Annotated in this window: 23 protein-coding genes; 9 read left to right on the top strand and 14 right to left on the bottom strand. The window is 67.7% G+C overall.

What is annotated here, in order from left to right; genetic code table 11:
* Positions 1-20 precede the first annotated feature (20 nt).
* The 10 genes from C7416_RS14960 to uvrB form a co-directional block, all read right to left on the bottom strand.
* Entirely contained in the window at positions 21-245 is a 225-nt protein-coding gene (locus tag C7416_RS14960) for a DUF3565 domain-containing protein (protein ID WP_111519645.1), read from the bottom strand.
* A gap of 24 nt (positions 246-269) precedes the next feature.
* Complete coding sequence (iscA, locus tag C7416_RS14955) at positions 270-590, bottom strand: iron-sulfur cluster assembly protein IscA (RefSeq protein ID WP_012352433.1); 321 nt, start codon at positions 588-590, stop codon at positions 270-272.
* A 41-nt stretch (positions 591-631) separates the two neighbouring features.
* Positions 632-1030: a Fe-S cluster assembly scaffold IscU gene (gene iscU, locus C7416_RS14950; RefSeq protein WP_010809025.1), complete on the bottom strand. Its 399-nt coding sequence runs from the start codon at positions 1028-1030 to the stop codon at positions 632-634.
* 74 nt (positions 1031-1104) lie between these two features.
* The gene (locus C7416_RS14945; protein ID WP_290367826.1) at positions 1105-2328 is read right to left on the bottom strand and encodes an IscS subfamily cysteine desulfurase; all 1224 of its coding nucleotides are present in this window, start codon (positions 2326-2328) and stop codon (positions 1105-1107) included.
* A 65-nt stretch (positions 2329-2393) separates the two neighbouring features.
* The gene (gene iscR / locus C7416_RS14940) at positions 2394-2945 is read right to left on the bottom strand and encodes a Fe-S cluster assembly transcriptional regulator IscR (protein ID WP_012352431.1); all 552 of its coding nucleotides are present in this window, start codon (positions 2943-2945) and stop codon (positions 2394-2396) included.
* 128 nt (positions 2946-3073) lie between these two features.
* Positions 3074-5170 carry a site-specific recombinase gene (locus C7416_RS14935; RefSeq protein WP_111519643.1) on the bottom strand — a complete coding sequence of 699 codons (2097 nt, stop codon included), beginning with the start codon at positions 5168-5170 and terminating at the stop codon, positions 3074-3076.
* Between the two features lie 79 nt (positions 5171-5249).
* Positions 5250-5738 carry a low molecular weight protein-tyrosine-phosphatase gene (locus C7416_RS14930; RefSeq protein WP_111519642.1) on the bottom strand — a complete coding sequence of 163 codons (489 nt, stop codon included), beginning with the start codon at positions 5736-5738 and terminating at the stop codon, positions 5250-5252.
* Positions 5739-5833: 95 nt separating this feature from the next.
* Entirely contained in the window at positions 5834-6076 is a 243-nt protein-coding gene (locus C7416_RS14925) for a hypothetical protein (protein WP_062797958.1), read from the bottom strand.
* 40 nt (positions 6077-6116) lie between these two features.
* On the bottom strand, positions 6117-6338 hold the full coding sequence (locus tag C7416_RS14920) for a hypothetical protein (RefSeq protein WP_111519641.1): 222 nt from the start codon (positions 6336-6338) through the stop codon (positions 6117-6119).
* Between the two features lie 93 nt (positions 6339-6431).
* The gene (gene uvrB, locus C7416_RS14915) at positions 6432-8516 is read right to left on the bottom strand and encodes an excinuclease ABC subunit UvrB (RefSeq protein ID WP_018006920.1); all 2085 of its coding nucleotides are present in this window, start codon (positions 8514-8516) and stop codon (positions 6432-6434) included.
* A gap of 172 nt (positions 8517-8688) precedes the next feature.
* Here uvrB and C7416_RS14910 point away from each other — a divergent pair, with 172 nt between their 5' ends.
* Together C7416_RS14910 and C7416_RS14905 are read left to right on the top strand one after the other, a co-directional pair.
* Positions 8689-9885, top strand: a complete 1197-nt coding sequence (locus tag C7416_RS14910) for an amino acid aminotransferase (protein WP_111519640.1) — start codon at positions 8689-8691, stop codon at positions 9883-9885.
* Positions 9886-10194: 309 nt separating this feature from the next.
* Positions 10195-11463 (top strand): polyhydroxyalkanoate depolymerase, encoded by a 1269-nt coding sequence (locus tag C7416_RS14905; RefSeq protein ID WP_092313891.1) that lies wholly within the window; start codon positions 10195-10197, stop codon positions 11461-11463.
* A 52-nt stretch (positions 11464-11515) separates the two neighbouring features.
* On the opposite strand, the gene C7416_RS14900 is transcribed toward C7416_RS14905, so the two are convergent.
* Positions 11516-12151, bottom strand: a complete 636-nt coding sequence (locus C7416_RS14900) for a TetR/AcrR family transcriptional regulator (RefSeq protein WP_018006923.1) — start codon at positions 12149-12151, stop codon at positions 11516-11518.
* Between the two features lie 327 nt (positions 12152-12478).
* Here C7416_RS14900 and rsxB point away from each other — a divergent pair, with 327 nt between their 5' ends.
* Positions 12479-13297 (top strand): electron transport complex subunit RsxB, encoded by an 819-nt coding sequence (gene rsxB, locus C7416_RS14895; RefSeq protein ID WP_240988155.1) that lies wholly within the window; start codon positions 12479-12481, stop codon positions 13295-13297.
* On the top strand, positions 13294-13938 hold the full coding sequence (gene nth, locus C7416_RS14890; protein ID WP_111519639.1) for an endonuclease III: 645 nt from the start codon (positions 13294-13296) through the stop codon (positions 13936-13938). The genes rsxB and nth overlap by 4 nt, the downstream gene beginning before the upstream one ends.
* Here nth and C7416_RS14885 read toward each other — a convergent pair.
* Positions 13907-14584, bottom strand: coding sequence for a TetR/AcrR family transcriptional regulator (locus C7416_RS14885; RefSeq protein WP_111519638.1), 678 nt, complete (start codon positions 14582-14584; stop codon positions 13907-13909). The two genes, nth and C7416_RS14885, sit on opposite strands and share 32 nt — an antisense overlap.
* 85 nt (positions 14585-14669) lie before the next feature.
* Between C7416_RS14885 and C7416_RS14880 the strand changes: the two genes are divergently transcribed.
* The 3 genes from C7416_RS14880 to C7416_RS14870 are packed head-to-tail and all read left to right on the top strand — an operon-like array spanning position 14670 to position 17945.
* Entirely contained in the window at positions 14670-16223 is a 1554-nt protein-coding gene (locus tag C7416_RS14880) for a flavin-containing monooxygenase (protein ID WP_111519637.1), read from the top strand.
* Positions 16220-17203, top strand: coding sequence for an alpha/beta fold hydrolase (locus C7416_RS14875; RefSeq protein ID WP_111519636.1), 984 nt, complete (start codon positions 16220-16222; stop codon positions 17201-17203). Before C7416_RS14880 ends, C7416_RS14875 begins: the two co-directional genes overlap by 4 nt.
* 16 nt (positions 17204-17219) lie before the next feature.
* A complete protein-coding gene (locus tag C7416_RS14870) occupies positions 17220-17945 on the top strand; it encodes a Coq4 family protein (RefSeq protein WP_111519635.1) in 726 nt (241 codons plus the stop codon).
* Between the two features lie 73 nt (positions 17946-18018).
* On the opposite strand, the gene C7416_RS14865 is transcribed toward C7416_RS14870, so the two are convergent.
* Together C7416_RS14865 and C7416_RS14860 are read right to left on the bottom strand one after the other, a co-directional pair.
* Positions 18019-18606 carry a malonic semialdehyde reductase gene (locus C7416_RS14865; RefSeq protein ID WP_111519634.1) on the bottom strand — a complete coding sequence of 196 codons (588 nt, stop codon included), beginning with the start codon at positions 18604-18606 and terminating at the stop codon, positions 18019-18021.
* 88 nt (positions 18607-18694) lie between these two features.
* On the bottom strand, positions 18695-19633 hold the full coding sequence (locus C7416_RS14860) for a DMT family transporter (RefSeq protein ID WP_111519633.1): 939 nt from the start codon (positions 19631-19633) through the stop codon (positions 18695-18697).
* 112 nt (positions 19634-19745) lie between these two features.
* Here C7416_RS14860 and C7416_RS14855 point away from each other — a divergent pair, with 112 nt between their 5' ends.
* Both C7416_RS14855 and C7416_RS14850 read left to right on the top strand, forming a co-directional pair.
* Complete coding sequence (locus tag C7416_RS14855; RefSeq protein WP_111519632.1) at positions 19746-20177, top strand: DUF1841 family protein; 432 nt, start codon at positions 19746-19748, stop codon at positions 20175-20177.
* Between the two features lie 134 nt (positions 20178-20311).
* Positions 20312-21607, top strand: a complete 1296-nt coding sequence (locus C7416_RS14850) for a phospholipase A (protein WP_111519631.1) — start codon at positions 20312-20314, stop codon at positions 21605-21607.
* The last annotated feature ends 13 nt before the right edge of the window (positions 21608-21620 follow it).

The raw sequence follows: 21620 nt of genomic DNA, 5'->3' as shown, positions 1-21620 counted from the left end.
CTTCGTCCGTGCTGCCCCCGCTACCGCGCGGGCTGGCTGGCCCACTCGGCCGGCGGCTCGTTGCGGTCGCACTTCAGGCAATTCACCCGCGTGCCGATCATGGCGGCGCGGCCGGCCTCGCTCTGCGTCCACGGCCGCGACTGCCACGGCGGATCGTGCCGCACATGCTGGCCATGGCCGCAGTCGAGCTCGGCCACCCAGTGGCCTTCCTCGTCCCGGCGGAAGCCGACGATGCTGCGCTCCACCGGACCCGCCTGCGCGAACGCGCGTCAGACCGTGAACGACTCGCCGCAGCCGCACTCGTCCTTGACGTTGGGGTTGTTGAAGCGGAAGCCTTCGTTCAACCCTTCGCGCGCGTAGTCGAGTTCGGTGCCGTCGATATACGGCAGGCTCTTGGCGTCGACGATGACCTTGATGCCGTGCGATTCGAACACGTTGTCTTCCGGCAGCAGTTCGTCGACGTATTCCAGCTTGTAGGCCAGGCCCGAGCAGCCGGTGGTCTTCACGCCCAGGCGCAGGCCCACGCCCTTGCCACGGCGTTCCAGGTAGCGCGCCACATGCTTGGCGGCCTTCTCGGTCATGGTGATCATCGTTGCGTTCCTTCGTCGGTGCCGTGCTCAGTGCGACAGGATCAGGCGGCCTTCTGCTCGGCGCCGTGCTTCTTCTTGTAGTCTTCGACGGCGGCCTTGATCGCGTCTTCGGCCAGGATCGAGCAGTGGATCTTCACCGGCGGCAGCGCCAGTTCCTCGGCGATCTGGGTGTTCTTGATCTCCAGCGCCTGGTCCACGGTCTTGCCCTTGACCCATTCGGTCACCAGCGACGACGAAGCGATGGCCGAGCCGCAGCCGTAGGTCTTGAACTTGGCGTCTTCGATCACGCCTGCCTCGTTGACCTTGATCTGCAGCTTCATCACGTCGCCGCAAGCCGGGGCGCCGACCATGCCGGTGCCGACCGCGTCGTCGTTCTTGTCGAACGAACCGACGTTGCGGGGGTTTTCATAGTGGTCGAGAACCTTCGTGCTGTATGACATTTGGCTTACCTCTTGCGTATCTTTTACGGGGGTCTTGCTGTTATTTTGGCGGGATCCCGCGGGTGCTCATGCGCTCAGTGCGCGGCCCACTGGATCGAATTCAGGTCGACGCCGTCCTTGAACATTTCCCACAGCGGCGACAGGTCGCGCAGCTTGCCGATCTTGCTCTTGAGCAGCTCGACGGTGTAGTCGATTTCCTGCTCGGTGGTGAAGCGGCCGACCGTGAAGCGGATCGAGCTGTGCGCCAGCTCATCGTTGCGGCCCAGCGCGCGCAGCACGTACGACGGCTCCAGCGAGGCCGAGGTACAGGCCGAGCCCGACGACACCGCCACGTCCTTGATCGCCATGATCAGCGACTCGCCTTCGACGAAGTTGAAGCTGACGTTCAGGTTGTGCGGCACGCGGTGTTCCAGGTCGCCGTTCAGGTAGACCTCTTCCATGTCCGACAGGCCGTTCCACAGGCGGTCGCGCAGCATGCGGATGCGCTCGTTCTCGGTCGCCATCTCTTCGCGGGCGATGCGGAAGGCTTCGCCCATGCCGACGATCTGGTGCGTAGCCAGCGTGCCCGAACGCATGCCGCGCTCGTGGCCGCCGCCGTGCATCTGCGCCTCGATGCGCACGCGCGGCTTGCGGCGCACGTACAGCGCGCCGATGCCCTTGGGGCCATAGGTCTTGTGGGCCGAGAACGACATCAGGTCGCACTTCAGCTTGTTCAGGTCGATCGCCACCTTGCCGGTCGCCTGCGCGGCGTCGCAATGGAAGATGATGCCCTTCTCGCGGCAGATCTCGCCGATCTGCTCGACGTCCTGGATCACGCCGATCTCGTTATTGACCAGCATCACCGATACCAGGATGGTGTCCGGGCGCAGCGCCTGCTTGAACACGTCCATGTCGAGCAGGCCGTTTTCCTTCACGTCCAGGTAGGTCACTTCGAAGCCCTGGCGCTCCAGTTCGCGCGTGGTGTCGAGCACGGCCTTGTGCTCGGTCTTCACGGTGATGATGTGCTTGCCCTTGCCCGAATAGAAGTTCGCGGCGCCCTTGATCGCCAGGTTGTCCGACTCGGTCGCCCCCGAGGTCCACACGATCTCGCGCGGGTCGGCGCCGACCAGTGCGGCCACCTGCTCGCGCGCCTCTTCCACCGCGCGCTCCGCTTCCCAGCCGTACGCATGGCTGCGCGACGCGGGATTGCCGAACTGCTCGCGCAGGTACGGAATCATCTTGTCCGCCACGCGCGGGTCCACCGGCGTGGTGGCCGAGTAATCCATGTAGATGGGAAAATGTGGGGTGCTCATCGTTATGACTGCCTTGTAAGGGACCGCTGATCGCTGTGTTGATGCGCTGTGTTGCTGTCTTGCCGGCGCGCTCAGGACTGCGCCAGGCTGAAAACTGAATTCACCATTCTGGCCCGGACCGGTTTTTCCTGCTTGTCGGCCTTGCCGCGCGCGGCGGCGACCGGTTGCGCGGCGTCTTCGCGCATGTCGTGCAGCACGGCGGGCTGGCGCTCGCGCTGCTGGTCCACCAGGTTCTTGAGGGAAACCGAGTCGAGGTACTCGACCATCTTCTGGTTCAGCGTGGCCCACAGTTCGTGGGTCATGCAACGCCCCGAGCCGTCATCTCCGTTACAATTGCCCTTGCCGCCGCACTGGGTGGCATCCAGGGGCTCGTCCACGGCGATGATGATGTCCGCCACGGTGACGTCCTCGGCCTTGCGCGCCAGGCTGTACCCACCGCCCGGGCCGCGCACGCTTTCGACGATCTCGTGCCGGCGCAGCTTGCCGAACAGCTGCTCCAGATACGACAGCGAGATTTTCTGCCGCTGGCTGATGCCGGCGAGCGTGACCGGTCCCTGGTCCTGGCGCATGGCCAGGTCGATCATCGCAGTGACCGCGAAGCGGCCTTTGGTGGTCAGTCTCATGGTGCAGGGCTCTGGGGTGATGCGTGGGGGTGAAGCTAATACTTGATCGTTTCCGTCAAGTATAAAGGTACCCGACTAATTCAGTCAACTACCCTGCCGCACCGCACCACCCCGCCCCACCCGTCCCCTCAGGCCCGGCGCCCGCCTGCAGCCGCGTGCGGTGGTGCCGCACGCGGCGGCACCAGCAGCGACAGCGGCTGTTTCAGGATGCGCCGCCGCACGGCCGCGCTCAGTTCGGCGCGATCGATGCGGCGCAAATTGCGTGACCGCAGCGCCATATTGAACGCGAGCGCAAAGCTGACCGCCACGTTCAGCATGCCCATCAGCGCAATGCCCGCCACCGCCAGCCACAGCGCCGGCATGCGAAGTGCGTCCCAGCCCAGCACGCCAAGCGCGGCGCCCACCGACCCGGTCGACAGCGTCACATGGCGCACTTCCATATGCGGGCCGAAAAAGCTCAGGATCTCCGGCCCAAGCCCCAGCAGCAGCCCCAGCGACACGTTGGCAACGATGCCCGACAGGTTGCGCTTCCAGAAGTCCGCCAGCCGGGTGGCGCCGTGCGCACCGAATACATATTGCAGGCGGCGGTGGTAGGCCATCACGTCGTGCACGCGGTGCAGCGCGAACCAGTTGTCGGCCCAGCCCGCGAACAGGCTCGACAGCCACAGCAGCACGCCGGTGAAGGCGGCGTACAGCGGCGTCGGCCCGAGGATCGAGAAGGACTCGATGGTGGCGATCGCCTTGGCCGGCGTGATCAGGTTGGTACCCAGCAACCGGTGCGCCAGCCACTGCACGCCCAGCGCCACCGGGAACACCACCGCCAGGTTGCCGGCAATGGCCGCCGCGTTGGAGCGGATCATGGCGACGGTGTCGTCGACGAAGATCTCGCGCCCCTCCGGCCGCCCCGCGTTATCGAGCCGGTGCGCCAGCGCCGGCCCGGTCATAGCCGGCTGCTTGGTCGCCAGCGTGAAGTGCGCGAAATGGATGGCGAGGAAGCTGCCGGCATAGTTGAGCGAGGCCAGCACGCCCTCGCTGAACTTGTCCAGGTGCAGCCCGTAGATCAGGAACTTCAGGTACACCGTCGCCACCGAGACCAGGCCACCGCCCGCAGCGGCGCGCACCAGCTCGGCATATTCGCGGCGGTCGCGCGTGATGTAGTGCTCGCCGGTCTCGGCCGAGCGCTCCACCACCTTGCGCGCCAGCTGCGCGAACGAGGTGCCGGCCAGATGCGCAATGCTGCGCCGCGCCTGGGTCGAGCGGATCAGCTCGGCTACCAGGTGCGCCGGCATGCCGGGACGGCCGGGCTCGACCCACGCCGCCAGCAGCAGCTCGATGCGGCTGAGCTGTACCTTCATGCGCTCGATCTGGAACACCACCTCGACCGACACGCCATTTTCCTCCAGGTCCTCGTAGACCTGGCGGGCGGCGGCGTGGCAGCCGTCGAGCAGCGCGCGGAAGTAGTTCAGGCGATGACCGAAGCTGTGGTCGTCGCGGCGCAGGCCGTCCTCGCGCAAGGCCTGGATGGCCTCGTCCAGCCGAAAGAACGGGGTGTCCTCGACACGCCCCGCCAGGCGCGAGCGGATCGCCTGGCTCAGCCCGGTGGCGCGCACCTGGCTGACCAGCACCGCGATGCTGGTGGCCAGGGTCTGGCCCAACGCCTCGCGATAGCGCGCCAGGCCGGCGCCCTCGCCGTCGGCGCGGCCGGCTTCCAGCACGCGCGCCAGCCGCGCCATCAGCGCATCGTCGATGGCCTCGACCCAGTCGGCATCGTCGTCGCCGACGAACACCAGCGCAAACAGCGCCGCCATGTCGCTGCGGTTCGGCGGCGGCGGCAGGAAGCGGCTCTGCAGCCGGCTCACCATCTCGCTGAAGAAGCCGGGATGCTGCGCCACGCCGGTATCGCAGAACAGGCCGGTGGGGTCGTTCTCGCGCAGCAGGCTGCGCACCGTCTGCGCAAAGCGCGCGGCCCAGTCCGGATGCCGCTCCAGCACCTGCAGCAGGTAGCGCAGGCGCACGTGCTCCGGATGGCGGCGCGGCGCGCCGTCTTCCTGGCTGTCGGCATCGGCGCCGAGGCCGCCGTCGCGGCGGATCCAGAAGGCCAGCTCGATCAGCCAGCCGTTGCGCTCGGCCAGCGGCGCCTCCGGATCGGCCGCGGCCAGGATGGCATCGAGCTGCAGGCTGGCATTGCGCGACTCGCGCCATTTGCGGAACAGTTTGCGAAGCATGGATTCTTGTCAGGATCGGGCCACCGGCCGCGGGCGCGGGACGCCGCGGCGGGGTCAGGTAGGCTGGGAGCGGGCCGGCTCAGCCGGCCGGATGCTGCAGGCGCTGGCGCAGCTCGGCCACCAGGCCGTCGCAGGCGTCCTCGATGTAGTCGAGCACGCGCTCGAAGCCGTCGCCTTCGCCGTAATACGGGTCCGGCACCTCGTCGGCATCGTGGCGGGTGGCGAAGCTCATCAGCAGCCGCACCTTGTCGCCGGCATCCGGGCGCAGCTTCAGCAGGCCGGCCAGGTTCTCGCGGTCCATCGCCAGGATCAGGTCGAAGCGGTCGAAGTCCGGCACGCCGACCTTGCGCGCGCGCAGCGCCGACAGGTCGTAGCCGCGCTGCAGCGCATGGCGCTGGGTGCGCGGATCGGGCGCGCGGCCCAGGTGGTATTCATGCGTGCCGGCCGAATCCAGCTCCACCAGCGGCGTCAGCCCGGCGGCATCGAGCTTGGCGCGCAGCACGCCCTCCGCCGTGGGGGAACGGCAGATATTCCCCATGCAACACATCAGGATGGCGTAAGGCTTCATCGGATCAAGGCTTGGCAAGGTGGCATGGAGGCGCGATTCTACCTGCCGCCCTTTGCGCCGGCCCGGCGTGTCGTGGCGCCAGGCGGCCCGCGGCGCTAGGCGAGCTGCTTGGCCAGCCGCTCGCCATGCGCAAACCCGGCCACCTGTGCGGCCTCGGCCGACTTGTAGTGGTCGGTGATGCGCGAGCTGTCGGTCAGCGTGCCGGCGGCCCGGATGTTGGTGCCGGGGCGGCACACGCGCACGGTGTACGACCATTCGCTCTGTGAACGCTGCCTGACCTGCACTTGCACTTCGTGGGTTTCATAGACCTTCTTCTTCCATTCGCCGATGTCGGTCATTGTGGTTTCTCCACGGGAAATGGGGGTACCCGCCGGCGCGCTAGCTGACCTCGCCCGCGTCGATCGCGCGCATCGCGCCGGCCTCCGCCAGCGCAATGGCGGCTTCGGGCGTGGGCGCGTCGCCGGCGATTGCCTCGAAGCTCGGGCCGGTCGGTTCGCCAAAGGCGTCGGCGATGCGCATCTGCGCGGCAAAGCCGCCGGCGGCATTCGGGACCGCGGTGACGACCACCGCGTAGCCGCCGTATTCAAACTGGCGTTCCATCGTGCCTCCTTTGGCAGCGGTCTGTGGCCCTGCCCCGCGCTGGCGCTGCCGAGGATTTCACTATAGGCGAAGCGCGCCCGGCGTTGCGGCGTATCAGGCAGGCGGCAGCGCGCCTTCGCCGCTGGCGCCGAACACCTGCGCCTTGAGCTTGGCCAGCTGGTCTCGCACCTGCGCCGCCTGTTCGAACTCCAGGTTGCGCGCATGCTCGAGCATGAGCTTCTCCAGCCGCTTGATCTCCTTGGAGACCTGCTTTTCGCTCATCTCCTCGTAGCGGGCCTGCTCCTGCGCGGCCTGCAGTTCGGCGCGGGCGTCGCTGACGTTGTAGACGCCGTCGATGATGTCCTTGATGCGCTTGACCACGCCGCGCGGCGTGATGCCGTTGGCTTCGTTGAAGGCGATCTGCTTGGCGCGGCGGCGCTCGGTCTCGTCGATGGCCTTTTTCATCGAGTCGGTCATGCGGTCCGCGTACAGGATGGCGGTGCCGTTGACGTTGCGCGCGGCGCGGCCGATGGTCTGGATCAGCGAGCGCTCGGCGCGCAGGAAGCCCTCCTTGTCCGCGTCGAGAATCGCCACCAGCGACACCTCGGGAATGTCCAGCCCCTCGCGCAGCAGGTTGATCCCCACCAGCACGTCGAAAGTGCCCAGGCGCAGGTCGCGGATGATCTCGACGCGCTCGACGGTGTCGATGTCCGAGTGCAGGTAGCGCACCTTGACGCCGTTCTCGGTCAGGAACTCGGTCAGCTGCTCGGCCATGCGCTTGGTCAGCGTGGTCACCAGCACGCGCTCGCCGGCCTCGACCCGGACATGGATCTCGGACAGCAGGTCATCCACCTGCGTGGTCGCCGGGCGCACCATGATCACCGGGTCGACCAGGCCGGTGGGGCGCACCACCTGCTCCACCACCTGGCCGGCGTGCTCCTGCTCGAACTGCGCCGGCGTCGCGGAGACGAACATCACCTGCCGCATCTTGCGCTCGAACTCGTCGAACTTGAGCGGCCGGTTGTCCAGCGCCGACGGCAGCCGGAAGCCATATTCGACCAGCGTGGTCTTGCGTGCGCGGTCGCCGTTGTACATGCCGTTGAGCTGGCCGATCAGCACATGCGACTCGTCCAGGAACATCAGCGCATCGGGCGGCAGGTAGTCGACCAGCGTCGGCGGCGGGTCGCCGGGGCGCGCGCCGGACAGGTGCCGTGAATAGTTCTCGATGCCCTTGCAGAAGCCCAGCTCGGACAGCATCTCGAGATCGAAGCGCGTGCGCTGCTCCAGCCGCTGCGCCTCCACCAGCCGGTTTTCCTTGTGGAAGAACTCGAGCCGCTCGCGCAGTTCGTCCTTGATCGCCTCGATCGCGCGCAGCACGGTCTCGCGCGGGGTCACGTAGTGGCTCGACGGGTAGACCGTGAAGCGGGGAATCTTCTGCCGCACCCGCCCGGTCAGCGGATCGAAGAAATGCAGCGACTCGACTTCGTCGTCGAACATCTCCAGCCGCACCGCCATCTCGGCGTGTTCGGCGGGGAAGATGTCGATGGTGTCGCCGCGCACGCGGAAGGTGCCGCGCTGGAAGTCGGTCTCGTTGCGGGTGTACTGCATCGCGATCAGGCGCGCGATCACGTCGCGCTGGCTGATCTTGTCGCCGGCCCGCAGCGTCAGGATCATCTGATGGTATTCGGTCGGGTTGCCGATACCGTAGATCGCCGACACGGTCGCGACGATGACGGTGTCGCGGCGCTCAAGCAGGCTCTTGGTCGCCGACAATCGCATCTGCTCGATATGCTCGTTGATCGACGAGTCCTTCTCGATAAACAGGTCGCGCTGCGGGACGTAGGCCTCGGGCTGGTAGTAATCGTAGTAGCTGACGAAGTACTCGACGGCATTGCGCGGGAAGAACTCGCGGAATTCCGCGTAGAGCTGCGCCGCCAGCGTCTTGTTGGGCGCGAACACGATGGCCGGCCGCCCCATGCGGGCGATCACGTTGGCCATGGTGAAGGTCTTGCCCGAACCGGTGACGCCCAGCAGGGTCTGGAACGACAGGCCGTCTTCCACCCCCTCCACCAGCTGCCGGATTGCCTCGGGCTGGTCGCCCGCGGGGGGGAACGGCTGGTACAACTGGAACGGGGAGCCGGGAAATGTGACGAATTTGTCTTCGTCCAGGGCCGGCGCGGCTTCGGCAAGGTTCGTCATAGGGGCGTGACTAGGGAAATACCTGAGGAAAACGGGCGGATTACGCTAGAATCTTGGGGTTGTCAGCCCCCGCTTCAAGCCAAGAAGAGCGCGGCCGGGCCTGCCAGCCTCCAGCGCAGTACGGAGCATTCTACGCCTTCCGTTTTTCACATAGCCGACCACGAGATTCCAAATGAGTTTGTTTTCTGCCGTCGAGATGGCCCCGCGCGACCCGATCCTGGGCCTCAACGAAGCCTTCAATGCCGACACCCGCGCGACCAAGGTCAACCTGGGCGTTGGCGTGTACTTCACCGACGAAGGGAAAATCCCCCTGCTGCGCGCCGTCCAGGAGGCAGAAAAAGCCCGTCTGACCACCGCCACCCCGCGCGGCTACCTGCCGATCGAAGGCATCGCGGCCTATGACCAGGCGGTGCAGACGCTGCTGTTCGGCAAGGAATCGCCGCTGATCACGGAAGGCCGCGTGGTGACGGCCCAGGCACTTGGCGGCACCGGCGCACTGAAGATCGGCGCCGACTTCCTGAAGCGCCTGTACCCGGACGCCAAGGTCGCCATCAGCGACCCGAGCTGGGAAAACCACCGCGCGCTGTTCGAGTCCGCCGGCTTCCCGGTGGTCAACTACGCCTACTACGACGCGCCCAGCCACGGCCTGAACTTCGCCGGCATGGTGGAATCGCTGAAGTCGTTCCCGGCCAACACCATCGTCGTGCTGCACGCCTGCTGCCACAACCCGACCGGCGTCGACCTGTCGCCCGAGCAGTGGCAGCAAGTGGTGGAACTGGTCAAGGAACGCAACCTGATCCCGTTCCTGGACATGGCCTACCAGGGCTTTGCCGACGGCATCGACGCCGATGGCGCCGCGGTGCGCCTGTTCGCGGACTCGGGCCTGCCGTTCTTCGTGTCGAGCTCGTTCTCGAAGAGCTTCTCGCTGTACGGCGAGCGCGTCGGCGCGCTGTCGATCGTCACCACCGGCAAGGAAGAAGCGCAGCGCGTGATGTCGCAGGTCAAGCGCGTGATCCGCACCAACTATTCCAACCCGCCGACCCATGGCGGCACGGTGGTCGCGACCGTGCTGAACAGCCCGGAACTGCGCGCCATGTGGGAAGAAGAACTGGCCGAAATGCGTGACCGCATCAAGCTGATGCGCCACGCACTGGTGGACAAGCTGGCCGCCAAGGGCGTGCCGGGCGACTTCTCCTTCGTCAAGGCCCAGCGCGGCATGTTCTCGTACTCGGGCCTGACCTCGGCCCAGGTCGACCGCCTGCGCAACGAGCACGGCATCTACGCCGTCAGCACCGGCCGCATCTGCGTTGCGGCGCTGAACAGCCGCAACATCGATGCGGTGGTCGACGCAATCGCGGCCGTGATGTAACCCCGCCATCAGTTGCCGCGCCGCAACGGCGGGCAACTGGCGTGCGCATCACAAAGCAATAGCAAAAAAGCGGCTTCGGCCGCTTTTTGCATTTGTTTACGATGTTGTAGGACGTTGTCACCGAAAAATCAGGCCTATGCCTTATTGTGTTCCGCGCATACGGAAGTACTTTAAGGTATATGCTGCAAAGCAAGATCGTTAGCACGGTCGTTCGATTCAGGCATAATCGGCGCCACGCGATCCAAGGTGTATTGTCAGTACATTGTTACTTGGTGGTACGCATTCTCAGTAAGACCAGGCAGAAACGGCATGCTCTATCAATTGCATGAGTTCCAGCGCTCGATCCTGCACCCGCTGACCGCGTGGGCCCAGGCGACCGCCAAGACCTTCACCAACCCTCTCAGCCCGATGTCGCTGGTACCTGGCGCACCCCGCCTGGCCGCCGGCTACGAACTGCTGTACCGGCTCGGCAAGGAATACGAAAAACCGGCGTTCGATATCAAGTCGGTGCGCTCCAACGGGCGCGACATCCCCATCGTCGAGCAGACCGTGCTGGAAAAGCCCTTCTGCAAGCTGCTGCGCTTCAAGCGCTACGCCGACGACCCCGAGACCATCAAGCTGCTCAAGGACGAGCCGGTGGTGCTGGTGGCCGCGCCGCTGTCGGGCCACCATGCCACGCTGCTGCGCGACACCGTGCGCACGCTGCTGCAGGACCACAAGGTCTACGTCACCGACTGGATCGACGCGCGCATGGTGCCGGTCGAGGAAGGCGCCTTCCACCTGTCGGACTACATCTACTACATCCAGGAATTCATCCGCCATATCGGCGCCGAGAACCTGCACGTGATCTCGGTGTGCCAGCCCACGGTGCCGGTGCTGGCCGCGATTTCGCTGATGGCGTCGGCGGGCGAGAAGACGCCGCGCACCATGACCATGATGGGCGGCCCGATCGACGCGCGCAAAAGCCCGACCGCGGTCAACTCGCTGGCGACCAACAAGTCCTACGAGTGGTTCGAGAACAACGTGATCTACACCGTGCCGGCCAACTACCCCGGCCACGGACGACGCGTCTACCCGGGCTTCCTGCAGCATGCCGGCTTTGTCGCGATGAACCCGGACCGGCACCTGTCGTCGCACTATGACTACTACCTGAGCCTGGTCGAGGGCGATGCCGACGACGCCGAGGCGCACGTGCGCTTCTACGACGAATACAACGCAGTGCTCGACATGGCGGCCGAGTACTACCTCGACACCATCCGCGAGGTGTTCCAGGAATTCCGCCTGGCCAATGGCACCTGGGCCATCGACGGCAAGCCGGTGCGTCCGCAGGACATCAAGGCCACGGCGCTGATGACGATCGAGGGCGAGCTCGACGATATCTCCGGCGCCGGCCAGACCGCCGCCGCGCACGACCTGTGCGCCGGCATCCCGAAAAACCGCAAGCAGCACCTGAACGCCGAGCGTTGCGGCCACTACGGGATCTTCTCGGGCCGGCGCTGGCGCGAGGACATCTATCCGCAGCTGCGCGACTTTATTCGCAAGTACCACCAGGCCCCGGTGGCCGTGGCCAGCAAGTAAGAAAAACGCCCGCGCAAGCGGGCGTTTCTGTCTGGGCAGCACTGCCGGCGGCTCAGGGCTTTTTCAGATAGCTCAGCAGCATGTCCGTGTGCAGCTCGGCAAAGCGCTCGTGCTCCTGCTGCGAGGCCACGTCGCGGCCGATCACGGCGCTGATGGTGTAGCGGTTCGACAGCACGTAGTAGCCCAGCGCGGAAATGGTCAGGTAGAACTGCGGCACGTCGATATGGTCGCGGAACAGCCCCTGCTGCTGGCCGCGCCGGATCACATCGGCGAGCACGTCGACCACCGGGTTGATCAGCTGCTGCAGCTGCGCGGATTTCTTCAGGTGCCGCGCCTCGTGCAGGTTCTCGCTGTTGACCAGGCGGATGAACTCGGGATGCTCGTAGTACCAGTCCCAGACGAAGCGGGCCAGCGTGCGCACGCCCTCGACCGGGTCTTCGTCGACCAGGTGCAGTTGCTCTTCGGCGGCGCGGAAGTTCGCGTATTGCTTCTCGAGCACCGCCAGGAACAGGCCCTCCTTGCTGCCGTAGTAGTAATACAGCATGCGCTCGTTGGTTTCCGCGCGCCGGGCAATCTGGTCGACGCGGGCGCCGGCCAGACCACCCTTGGCGAATTCCTCGGTGGCCGCAGCGAGGATGCGTCGGCGCGTCCCTTCCGGGTCGCGTTTGGTCTTGGGCTCTGTTGACATGAGGTGTGGTCGATCGTTGCGCGGATTATGGCACAGGCCGGAATGCGGCAATCCGGCCGCGCGACGCGCATCATCGCCGTTTCTGTCCGCCGGCGAAATCGGGGATAATCCTTGCGGCGCGAAAACCGCAGGGTCCGCAGAGACCCCGGTGCGGAAGGTGCCAAAGGGGCCGCCAGCACATTGTCCGCCCCGGAAAGGCCGCCGTTATGTCGCCAACCGCTCACAGCATCGCGCAAATTTCGTGCTTTGCCCGTTGCCGTGCTGCGCCGTGATGCGCTGGCGCTGGTTTTGACCCCGCTCTTGTCCCCTAGATTGCTGTCCGTTGTCGTGAATCCCGCCGTCAAGTCCCTCGCCGACCGTCTCGAGGCGCTGCTGCCGCAGACCCAGTGCACCAAGTGCGGCTTCAGCGGCTGCCGCCCCTATGCCGAGGCCATGGCCAGCGGCGCGGCCGCCTGCAACCGTTGCCCGCCCGGCGGCGCGCAGGGCATTGCGCGCCTGGCCGCGCTGCTGGGCACCGAACCGCTGCCGCTCGATCCGGAGCGCGGCACCGAGCAGCCGCGCGCGGTCGCCCGCATCGACGAGAGCCTGTGCATCGGCTGCACCCTCTGCATCCAGGCCTGCCCGGTCGATGCCATCGCCGGCGCCGCCAAGCAGATGCATACCGTGATCCCCGAGCTGTGCACCGGCTGCGACCTGTGCGTGCCGCCCTGCCCGGTCGACTGCATCGACATGGTCCCCGTCACCGGCACGCGCACCGGCTGGGACGCGTGGTCGCAGGCGCAGGCCGACGCCGCGCACGAGCGCTACTTGGCGCGCAACGCGCGGCTGGTGCGCGAGCGCGAGGAAAACGATGCGCGCCTGGCAGCCAAGGCCGCCGCCAAGCTCGCCGCGGTGCAGGCCGAGGCGCCCGAGAACGATGCCGAGCGCGCCGCGCAGGAACGCAAGCGCGCCATCATCCAGGCCGCGATCGAACGCGCGCGGCAGAAGCAGCAGGCCGCGCGGCCGCGCAATACCGACAACGTGTCGGCCGCGGTGCAGGCGCAGATCGATGCCGCGGAAGCGCGGCGCGCGCGCGCCGGGCTGACGCCGCAGGCCGATCCCAATACCGCCCAGGACCCGGCCAACGACCCGAAAAAAGCATCATGAACGCTGCCAAGTGCCGTGCCATCTTCGAGACGCTGCGCGAAGTCAATCCGGCGCCGACCACGGAACTGGAGTACAGCTCGCCGTTCGAGCTGCTGATCGCCGTGCTGCTGTCGGCGCAGGCCACCGACGTCGGCGTGAACAAGGCCACGCGCCGGCTGTTCCCGGTCGCGCATACCCCGCGGCAGATGCTGGAGCTGGGCGAAGCCGGCCTGAGCGAATACATCAAGACCATCGGCCTCTACAAGACCAAGGCCAAGCATGTGATCGAGACCTGCCGCATCCTGGTCGAGCGCCATGGCGGCAAGGTGCCGGCGCAGCGCGAAGCGCTGGAGGCGCTGCCGGGCGTGGGCCGCAAGACCGCCAACGTGGTGCTCAACACCGCGTTCGGCCAGCCCACCATCGCCGTCGACACGCATATCTTTCGCGTCTCCAACCGCACCGGCCTGGCGCCGGGCAAGAACGTCGACATCGTCGAGCAGAAGCTGCTCAAATGCGTGCCGCATGAATTCCTGCACGACGCCCATCACTGGCTGATCCTGCACGGCCGCTACGTGTGCAAGGCGCGCAAGCCGGAGTGCTGGCACTGCGCGATCGAAACGCTGTGCGAGTTCAGGGAGAAAACCCCGGCGCCACAGCTGTAGCCGCGGCCGGCTCGGGCGCCGGCTCGGGCGAGTGCGCCAGCACCAGCGCCAGCTGCAGCGCGGTGCGCGCGACCACGTCGACATCGGGACTGTAGCCGTGGCGGATCCAGCGCACGGCAAGATGGACCACGCCGCCCGCGACGCCCGCCGTCAGCAGCGGGTCACGCTCGCGTCCGGGCGGCAGCAGCGCCTGCGCCAGCAGCCCGCCAAATTCATCCAGCGAATCGGCCAGCGCGCCGTCGACCAGCTTGCTGACGCCGCGGATTTCCACCAGGAACACCCGCGCCGAGCGCGGTTCGCGCTGCAGCGCGCCGAAATAGGCGCGCAACATCGCCAGCGCCCGTTGCACGCCATCGTGGCCTGCGGCCTCGCCCGCCTGCACCAGGGCGTGCAGCAGGCGCTGCGTCACCGTTTGAAACGATGCCAGCAGCAAGGCCTCGCTGTTGGCGAATGACTCGTAGAAGTAGCGCTCGGTCAGCCCCGCGGCCTCGCACACGGCCTTGACGGTGGCGTTCTGGTAACCGCGCTCGCCGTAGACCTGCACGGCTGCGGCAATCAGTTGCGCGCGGCGCTGGGCTCGGCGCTCTTCGGCTTCGGCGCCGCGATAGCGGCGCGCGGGAGTCAGCTCGGGGGTCATGCGCGCCATTATGACATTCCCTAAAGTCAGAAAACTTGCCGGATGACTTCTGACAATCTATGTTGTCAGAAGTGTCACTGACCGGATGCCTCCCATGCGCGATGCCAGTTCCGATGACGCAGTGCTCGATGTGCTGATCGTGGGCGCCGGCCTGTCCGGCATCGGTGCGGCGCGCCAGCTGCAACGGCGCTGCCCCCGCAAGCGCTACGCCATCCTCGAGGCGCGCGACGCCATCGGCGGCACCTGGGACCTGTTCCGCTACCCCGGCATCCGCTCGGATTCGGACATGTACACGCTGGGCTATCGCTTCAAGCCCTGGCGCGGCGCCAAGGCCATCGCCGACGGCCCGTCGATCCGCGCCTATATCCGCGAGACCGCCGCGGAAGCCGGCATCACGCGCCAGATCCGCTTCGGCCACCGCGTGGTCGGCGCGGCGTGGGACAGCGCCGACGCGTGCTGGACCGTCGAAGCCGAACGCAGCGCCGACGGCAGCCGCGTGCGCGTGCGTGCGCGCCTGCTCTATGTCTGCGCCGGCTACTACAGCTATGCCGAGGGGCATCGTCCCGCGTTCGACGGCGAGGACCGTTTTCGCGGCCGCATCGTGCACCCGCAGTTCTGGGACGAGTCGCTGGACTACGCCGGCAAGCGCGTGGTGGTGATCGGCAGCGGCGCCACCGCGGTCACGCTGGTGCCGGCGATGGCCGCCCGCGCGGCGCACGTGACCATGCTGCAGCGCTCGCCCACCTATATCGTGTCGCGCCCCGGCGAGGACGCCATTGCGCGCACCCTGCGCCGCGTGCTGCCGGAGCGGCTGGCCTACACCGCCACGCGCTGGAAGAACGTGCTGCTCGGCATGACATTCTTCCAGCTGGCGCGGCGCCGGCCAGAACGCGTCAAGACGCGCCTGGTCGGCATGGCCGCGGCGCAGCTGCCACCGGGCTTCGACGTGGCGACGCATTTCACGCCGCGCTACAAGCCCTGGGACCAGCGCCTGTGCCTGGTGCCCGACGGCGACCTGTTCCGCGCGCTGCGCGAGGGCCGCGCCTCGGTGGTGACCGACACCATCCGGCGCTTCACCGAGCGCGGCATCGAGCTGGCCAGCGGCAAGTCGCTGGACGCGGACATCGTGGTGACCGCCACCGGGCTGAAGCTGAACATGCTGGGCGACATTGCGCTCAGCGTCGACGGCCAGCCGCGCCGCCCCGCCGACTGCCTGGCCTACAAGGGCATGATGCTCAGCGACGTGCCCAACCTGGTGCTGGCGTTCGGCTACACCAATGCCTCGTGGACGCTCAAGGCCGACCTCACCGCCGAGTACGTCTGCCGCCTGCTGCGCCACATGGACCGCCATGGCCACCGCATCGCCGTGCCGCGCGCGCCCGCGGCGGTGCAGCCGACGCCGTTCCTCGATTTCACCTCGGGCTACGTGCAGCGCGCCGCCGGCGTGCTGCCGCGCCAGGGCGACCGCAAGCCGTGGCGCGTGCACCAGAACTACCTGAAAGACCTGCTGACGATACGGTACGGACGCATCGCCGATGGCGTGCTGCAGTTCGGCGCGCCACCGCCGCTGCGCGAGCCGCGCAACGCGCACGAGGCAACCGGGGCCAGCACCGTCGCGGCCGTCGCCGCCAGCGAGGTACAGCCATGACCGTCGCGCTCATCGCCCTGGCCCTGCTACTGGCTTTGCTCGCGCTGTCCGGCATCGCACTATGGCTGTACACCTGGCGCACCGCACGCCGCATCGAAGCCGCGATGCCGCCGCCGGGCCGCTTTATCGACGTGCCTGGCGCGCGGCTGCATGTGGTGGAGCGCGGGCAAGGCCCGGCGCTGCTGCTGGTGCACGGCCTGTCGGGCCAGCTCGAGAACTTCGGCTACGGCATGATCGCGCCGCTGGCCGAGAGCTTCCGCGTCATCGCCGTCGACCGCCCCGGCGCCGGCCATTCCACGCGCACGCCCGGCAGCGCCGCCGACCTGCCCGCGCAGGCCGACGCGCTCGCCGCTCTGTGCGACCGGCTGGGCCTGGAACGGCCGCTGGTGGTGGGCCATTCGCTGGGCGGCGCGATCGCGCTGGCGCTGGCGATCCGGCACCCGGAACGCGTCGGCGGCCTGGCACTGATCGCGCCGCTGACGCATCCGCCCAGGGAGATCTCGCCAGTGTTCCGGGCCATGACCGTGCCGCGCGCATGGCAGCGCTGGCTGCTGGCGTGGACCCTGGTGGTGCCGATGTCGATCCGCCATCGCGCCGAGGTCATGGATATCGTCTTCGGCCCCGACCCGGTGCCGGACGACTTCCCGACCCGCGGCGGCGGGCTGCTGGCGCTACGCCCGTGCCATTTCCTGGCGGCGTCGGAAGACCTGATCGGCGCCGCGCACAGCCTGCCTGCGCTGCTGCGCGACTACGGCACGCTGCGCGTGCCGGTCAGCGTGCTGTTCGGCCGCGACGACCGCATCCTCGACTTCGCCGAGCATGGCGAAGCGCTGGTGGCCAGGGTGCCGGGCGCCACGCTGACCCTGGTCAACGGCGGGCATATGCTGCCGGTGACCGCGATCGATACCACTGTCGATTTCGTGCGTACCGCCGCCGCGCGCATGCAGTTGTCCGAGCCACGACCGGCACAGTTCGCCTGATCCCGGGAGACCGCCCATGACCACCACGACCGGTTCCAACCCCTACAAGCAGGATCTCTTCGCCGCATTGCGCGCCGTGCGCAAGCTGATGGCGGACGGCAACGACACCGAGCAGGTATTCCGCATCATGCGCGCGCTCAACGGCCCGTCGATGCCGCGCAACTTCAGCCGCCTGCTGGCCACGCACGACGGGCGCCGCATGGTCTACCAGCGCATCGAACTGGCCGAGCGCCTGTCCGATCCCGCTTACGTGGCGCGCTTCGCGCCGGGCACGGTCGGCGCCGCCTATCGCGCCTTCCTCGAACAGACCGGATACAGCGCGGACGGACTGGCCAAGGTGTCTAATCTGGACCAGGAACCGGTGCTCGAGGACGCCTACCTGTGGTTCGGCCGGCGCACGCGCGATATCCACGATATCTGGCACGTGCTGACCGGCTACCGCGCCGACGAAAGCCTGGGCGAAGCCGCGCTGGTGGCATTCAGCTACGCGCAGACCGGCGGCAGGGGCTGGGCCATCATCGCCATCGCGGCGTCGCTGAAGAGCCTGCGCGTGACCGGCAGCCTGGCCTTTGCGCGCGCCGTGCTGGAGGGCTACCGGCTGGGCCGCCGCGCCAGCTGGCTGCTGGGCGAGGATTACGAGAAGCTGCTGCACGAACCGATCGACGCGGCGCGCGCACGGCTCGGCATCGGCGAGCCGCGCAGCTACCTGGCCTGCAACCCCATGCAGGAATGGACCGCCTGATCGCTGCGCCAGGCAAGCCCAAGAAAAAGCGACCACCACGGGTCGCTTTTTTGTTCGCTGGCAAGCAGCGCGCTCAGACGATGCGGCAGGCTTCGTCGAACGACAGGCGCGGGCCGCGCGGGTACAGCTTGTCGGCGACGCCATAGCCCAGGTTGCACAGGAAGTTGACCTGCCACTTGCCGTCCGGGAAGAACGCCGCGTTGACCTTGTCGGCGTCGAAGCCGCCCATCGGGCCGCAGTCCAGGCCCAGCGCGCGCGCCGCGAGAATGAAGTAGCCGCCCTGCAGCGAGCTGTTCATCAGCGCGTCGCGGGCGATCTTGGCGTCGTTGCCGGCGTACCAGGAGCGGGCGTCGGCGTGCGGGAACAGCTTGGGCAGCTGGTCGTGGAAGGCGGTGTCGAAGGCGATGATCGCGGTCACCGGCGCCGAGCGGGTCTTGTCGACGTTGCCGGCCGAGACGCAGTCCACCAGGCGCGCCTTCTCGGCGGCGCTCTTGACGAACACGATGCGCGCGGGGCTGCTGTTGGCAGCGGTCGGGCCGAACTTCATCGCTTCATAGATCTGGTGCAGCACGGCGTCGTCCACATGGCGGTCCTGCCACACGTTGTGCGTGCGGGCCTCGGTGAACAGTTGCGCCAGCGCGGCTTGGTCGATCTGGGACATGCGCGTCCTTTCTGTACGGGAGGTAAGAGAAGGCGCGATTGTACCCAAGCGCCGGCTCGCCCCACGACAGCACCTTTGAGCAATCCGTTCAATTCCCTTGCATGTCGGCGCGCGCCGGGGCGGGTGCGCTGCCGCGGCGGGTCAGCCAGAGCACGCCCGCCAGGATCAGGCCGCCGCCCACTGCCTGTGCCGCGCCGATCTGCTCGCCCAGCAGCAAGGCCGCCAGCACCACGGTGACCACCGGCTCCAGCGTCGACAGCATCGACGCCTGCGCCGCACCGAGCCGCTGCAGCCCCGCAAAGAAGGTCAGGATCGCCAGCACGGTCGACAGCAGCGCGATCCCCGCCAGCGCGAGCCAGCCGCCGGCATCGGCCGGGAACTGCGGCGGCGTGCCCGCGCCGGCGCGCAGCGCGCCGACGACGCCGTAGACCAGCGCCGCCGCGATGCAGATCACGGTGGTGGTGGCAATCGGATTGACGCCGGCGGTCAGGCGCGCGCCGACGATGATGTAGACCGAATAGATCACCGCTGCCGCCAGCCCCAGCGCGATTCCCAGCGGCGACCCCGCGCCGCCGCCGACGGTCAGCCCGGCACCCACCGAGCACAGCACCAACGCCACCACCGCGGCGGTGGTCAGCCGCTCCTTCAGGAAGATGGCCGCCAGGATGGTCACGAACAGCGGGTACAGGTACAGCAGCAGCGCCACCAGGCTGGCCTGCGCATGGTTGAGCGCGCTGAAGAAGCAGAACGACTGGCCGACATAGCCGATGCCCCCCATCGCCGCCAGCGCCAGCACGCGCCGCCACGGCGGCAGCGCGATGCCGCGCGTGCGCATCACCCACGCCAGCGCCGCCGCGGCCAGCAGGAAGCGCACCAGCAGCAGGCCGTACACGTCCGCGCCGGCGGCATAGGCAAAGCGCGCAAAGATGGCCATGGCGCCGAAGGCGCTGGCCGAGACCGCGATCAGCAGCACGCCGGCCAGCTTGTCGCGGGCAGCAGTCGGGGCGGTGGGGGCGGAAGCGCTCATCGGGCAGGCAGGAAGTCGGCGATCCCGCATTCTACTTGGGACCATCGCCGCCATTTCGACCACCGTCGGGCCGCCGGCAAGGGTCGCCCCCGTCGTCTACAATGGCGCCACCATGTTCAATCCCTCACGAGAAGAAGTCCGCCGGTTCTTCTGCGATGCCTGGCAGAAGCAAATCGCAGGCGGCGTGCTGACGCCGCTGGAAGCCATCGCCGTCGACTGGATCGGCGAGCACCCCGAGTACCACGAGCTGTTGCGCGACACCGAAGGCGCACTGGCGCAGGACTACACCCCCGAGCAGGGCCAGACCAATCCCTTCCTGCACCTGGCGATGCACCTGTCGATTTCGGAGCAGGTCTCGGTCGACCAGCCGCGCGGCATCCGCCAGGCCTACGAGGCGCTCGCGCGCCGGCTCGATTCCCCGCACGAAGCCCAGCACCAGGTGATGGAATGCCTGGGCGAGATGTTGTGGCAGGCCCAGCGCACCGGCCAGCCGCCGGACGGCGACCACTACGTCGACTGCGTCAGGCGCCGCGCCAACCGCTGAGCGCGCCCCGCCGGTACGCGCAAAAAGTGCAGCGTACAATTCCTCACAAGCCGTTGCGGGCATGCGTGATAGGCTTTGGGCTCCGTGTTTTCCCCTAGTTACGTTGCCATCACCCGGCAACGTCGCGCTTCTTCATGCCCCCTACTGCTTTTTTCACTCGGCAGCGCCTGGCGCCAGTCAGCCGTGCCGTCGCCCCGCTCTGCCTGTCGCTGATGCTGGCCTGGCCGCTGACCGGCCATGCCGGCGTGGCGCTGCTGCAGCCGCCGCGCGTGATCGACGGCAACCAGCCGCTGACGCTGACCCTGGTGGTGTCGGCCGACACTGCCACGCGCCGCTACCGTATTCCCGACACGCTCGAAGTGACCGCCTCCGGCGAGATGCAGGCGCCGGTGCGGCTGGTGCTGTGGCGCGAAGTCTCAGGCCCCGCCGTGGTCAACCTGCGCCGTGGCGAGCATCGCGCCATCCGCTACACCGTGACGCTGCCCCCGGTGCTGCGCGGCCAGGTGCGGCTCGATGCCACCGGCATCGACGCCGCGCCGGTGCTGGTCACGCTGAACCGGCTGCCGCAGCCGGGCGAGGCAGCCACTTCGACGCCGCCGGTGGCCAGCCAGGCGCCGGCCACGGTGGACAGCCCTGAAGTCGCCGACAGCGCGCCCGTCCCGGTGACGGGGATCACCACGGCCGCGGCCACGGCCCCCGCCCCGGCCGACCTGCGCGACAGCGCCCGGCTGTCGTTCCACGACCCGATGTACTTCATGGTCGGCGCGCACGGTGGCGCCAACGCAAAATTCCAGTTCAGCTTCAAGTACCGCATCTTCGAGGGCGAGGATCCTGCGTCGAAGCGCCTGTTCGACAACCTCTACTTCAGCTACACCCAGTTCTCGCTGTGGGACCTGAACGAAGATTCGGCGCCGTTCCGCGACACCAACTACCGGCCCAGCCTGTTCTACTACCTGTCGGATACCGGCGTGCGCAACAGCGTGATCAGCCGGATGTCGCTGGCCACCGGCCTGGAGCATGAATCCAACGGCCGCAACGGCGTGGAATCGCGCAGCATCAATACGGTATTCGTCAAGCCGACCTTCTATTTCGGCGACCAGAACGACTGGCACTGGCGCGTCGCGCCCAAGCTGTACGCCTATGTGGAAAAGGCCGACAACCCGGACATCGCCCACTACCGCGGCTTCATGGACCTGGGCATCGCCTATGGGCGGCCGGATTCATGGGAGTTCTCGGCGACGCTGCGCAAGGGCACGCGCAAGTGGTACGGCAGTGTCGACGCGCAGCTGACCTACCCGATGGCGCGGCTGATCCCCGGCACGGCCGGGTACCTGATGGCGGGATATTTCGTCGGCTATGGCGAAAGCCTGCTCGACTACAACCACAAGCTGCCCTGGCAGTTCCGCATCGGCTATGCGCTGACGCGCTGATGCGCGCAGGCGC

Source organism: Cupriavidus phytorum (genome assembly GCF_003254285.1).
GTDB lineage: Bacteria > Pseudomonadota > Gammaproteobacteria > Burkholderiales > Burkholderiaceae > Cupriavidus > Cupriavidus phytorum.
This window is presented reverse-complemented; position numbering and strand designations above follow the sequence as displayed.

Excerpts from the sequence above, each read along its gene's own strand:
- iscA (WP_012352433.1), bottom strand. The coding sequence starts at position 590 with ATGATCACCATGACCGAGAAGGCCGCCAAGCATGTGGCGCGCTACCTG.
- iscU (WP_010809025.1), bottom strand. The coding sequence starts at position 1,030 with ATGTCATACAGCACGAAGGTTCTCGACCACTATGAAAACCCCCGCAAC.
- iscR (WP_012352431.1), bottom strand. The coding sequence starts at position 2,945 with ATGAGACTGACCACCAAAGGCCGCTTCGCGGTCACTGCGATGATCGAC.
- C7416_RS14935 (WP_111519643.1), bottom strand. The coding sequence starts at position 5,170 with ATGCTTCGCAAACTGTTCCGCAAATGGCGCGAGTCGCGCAATGCCAGC.
- C7416_RS14930 (WP_111519642.1), bottom strand. The coding sequence starts at position 5,738 with ATGAAGCCTTACGCCATCCTGATGTGTTGCATGGGGAATATCTGCCGT.
- C7416_RS14925 (WP_062797958.1), bottom strand. The coding sequence starts at position 6,076 with ATGACCGACATCGGCGAATGGAAGAAGAAGGTCTATGAAACCCACGAA.
- C7416_RS14920 (WP_111519641.1), bottom strand. The coding sequence starts at position 6,338 with ATGGAACGCCAGTTTGAATACGGCGGCTACGCGGTGGTCGTCACCGCG.
- uvrB (WP_018006920.1), bottom strand. The coding sequence starts at position 8,516 with ATGACGAACCTTGCCGAAGCCGCGCCGGCCCTGGACGAAGACAAATTC.
- C7416_RS14910 (WP_111519640.1), top strand. The coding sequence starts at position 8,689 with ATGAGTTTGTTTTCTGCCGTCGAGATGGCCCCGCGCGACCCGATCCTG.
- C7416_RS14905 (WP_092313891.1), top strand. The coding sequence starts at position 10,195 with ATGCTCTATCAATTGCATGAGTTCCAGCGCTCGATCCTGCACCCGCTG.
- C7416_RS14900 (WP_018006923.1), bottom strand. The coding sequence starts at position 12,151 with ATGTCAACAGAGCCCAAGACCAAACGCGACCCGGAAGGGACGCGCCGA.
- nth (WP_111519639.1), top strand. The coding sequence starts at position 13,294 with ATGAACGCTGCCAAGTGCCGTGCCATCTTCGAGACGCTGCGCGAAGTC.
- C7416_RS14885 (WP_111519638.1), bottom strand. The coding sequence starts at position 14,584 with ATGGCGCGCATGACCCCCGAGCTGACTCCCGCGCGCCGCTATCGCGGC.
- C7416_RS14880 (WP_111519637.1), top strand. The coding sequence starts at position 14,670 with ATGCGCGATGCCAGTTCCGATGACGCAGTGCTCGATGTGCTGATCGTG.
- C7416_RS14875 (WP_111519636.1), top strand. The coding sequence starts at position 16,220 with ATGACCGTCGCGCTCATCGCCCTGGCCCTGCTACTGGCTTTGCTCGCG.
- C7416_RS14870 (WP_111519635.1), top strand. The coding sequence starts at position 17,220 with ATGACCACCACGACCGGTTCCAACCCCTACAAGCAGGATCTCTTCGCC.
- C7416_RS14865 (WP_111519634.1), bottom strand. The coding sequence starts at position 18,606 with ATGTCCCAGATCGACCAAGCCGCGCTGGCGCAACTGTTCACCGAGGCC.
- C7416_RS14860 (WP_111519633.1), bottom strand. The coding sequence starts at position 19,633 with ATGAGCGCTTCCGCCCCCACCGCCCCGACTGCTGCCCGCGACAAGCTG.
- C7416_RS14855 (WP_111519632.1), top strand. The coding sequence starts at position 19,746 with ATGTTCAATCCCTCACGAGAAGAAGTCCGCCGGTTCTTCTGCGATGCC.
- C7416_RS14850 (WP_111519631.1), top strand. The coding sequence starts at position 20,312 with ATGCCCCCTACTGCTTTTTTCACTCGGCAGCGCCTGGCGCCAGTCAGC.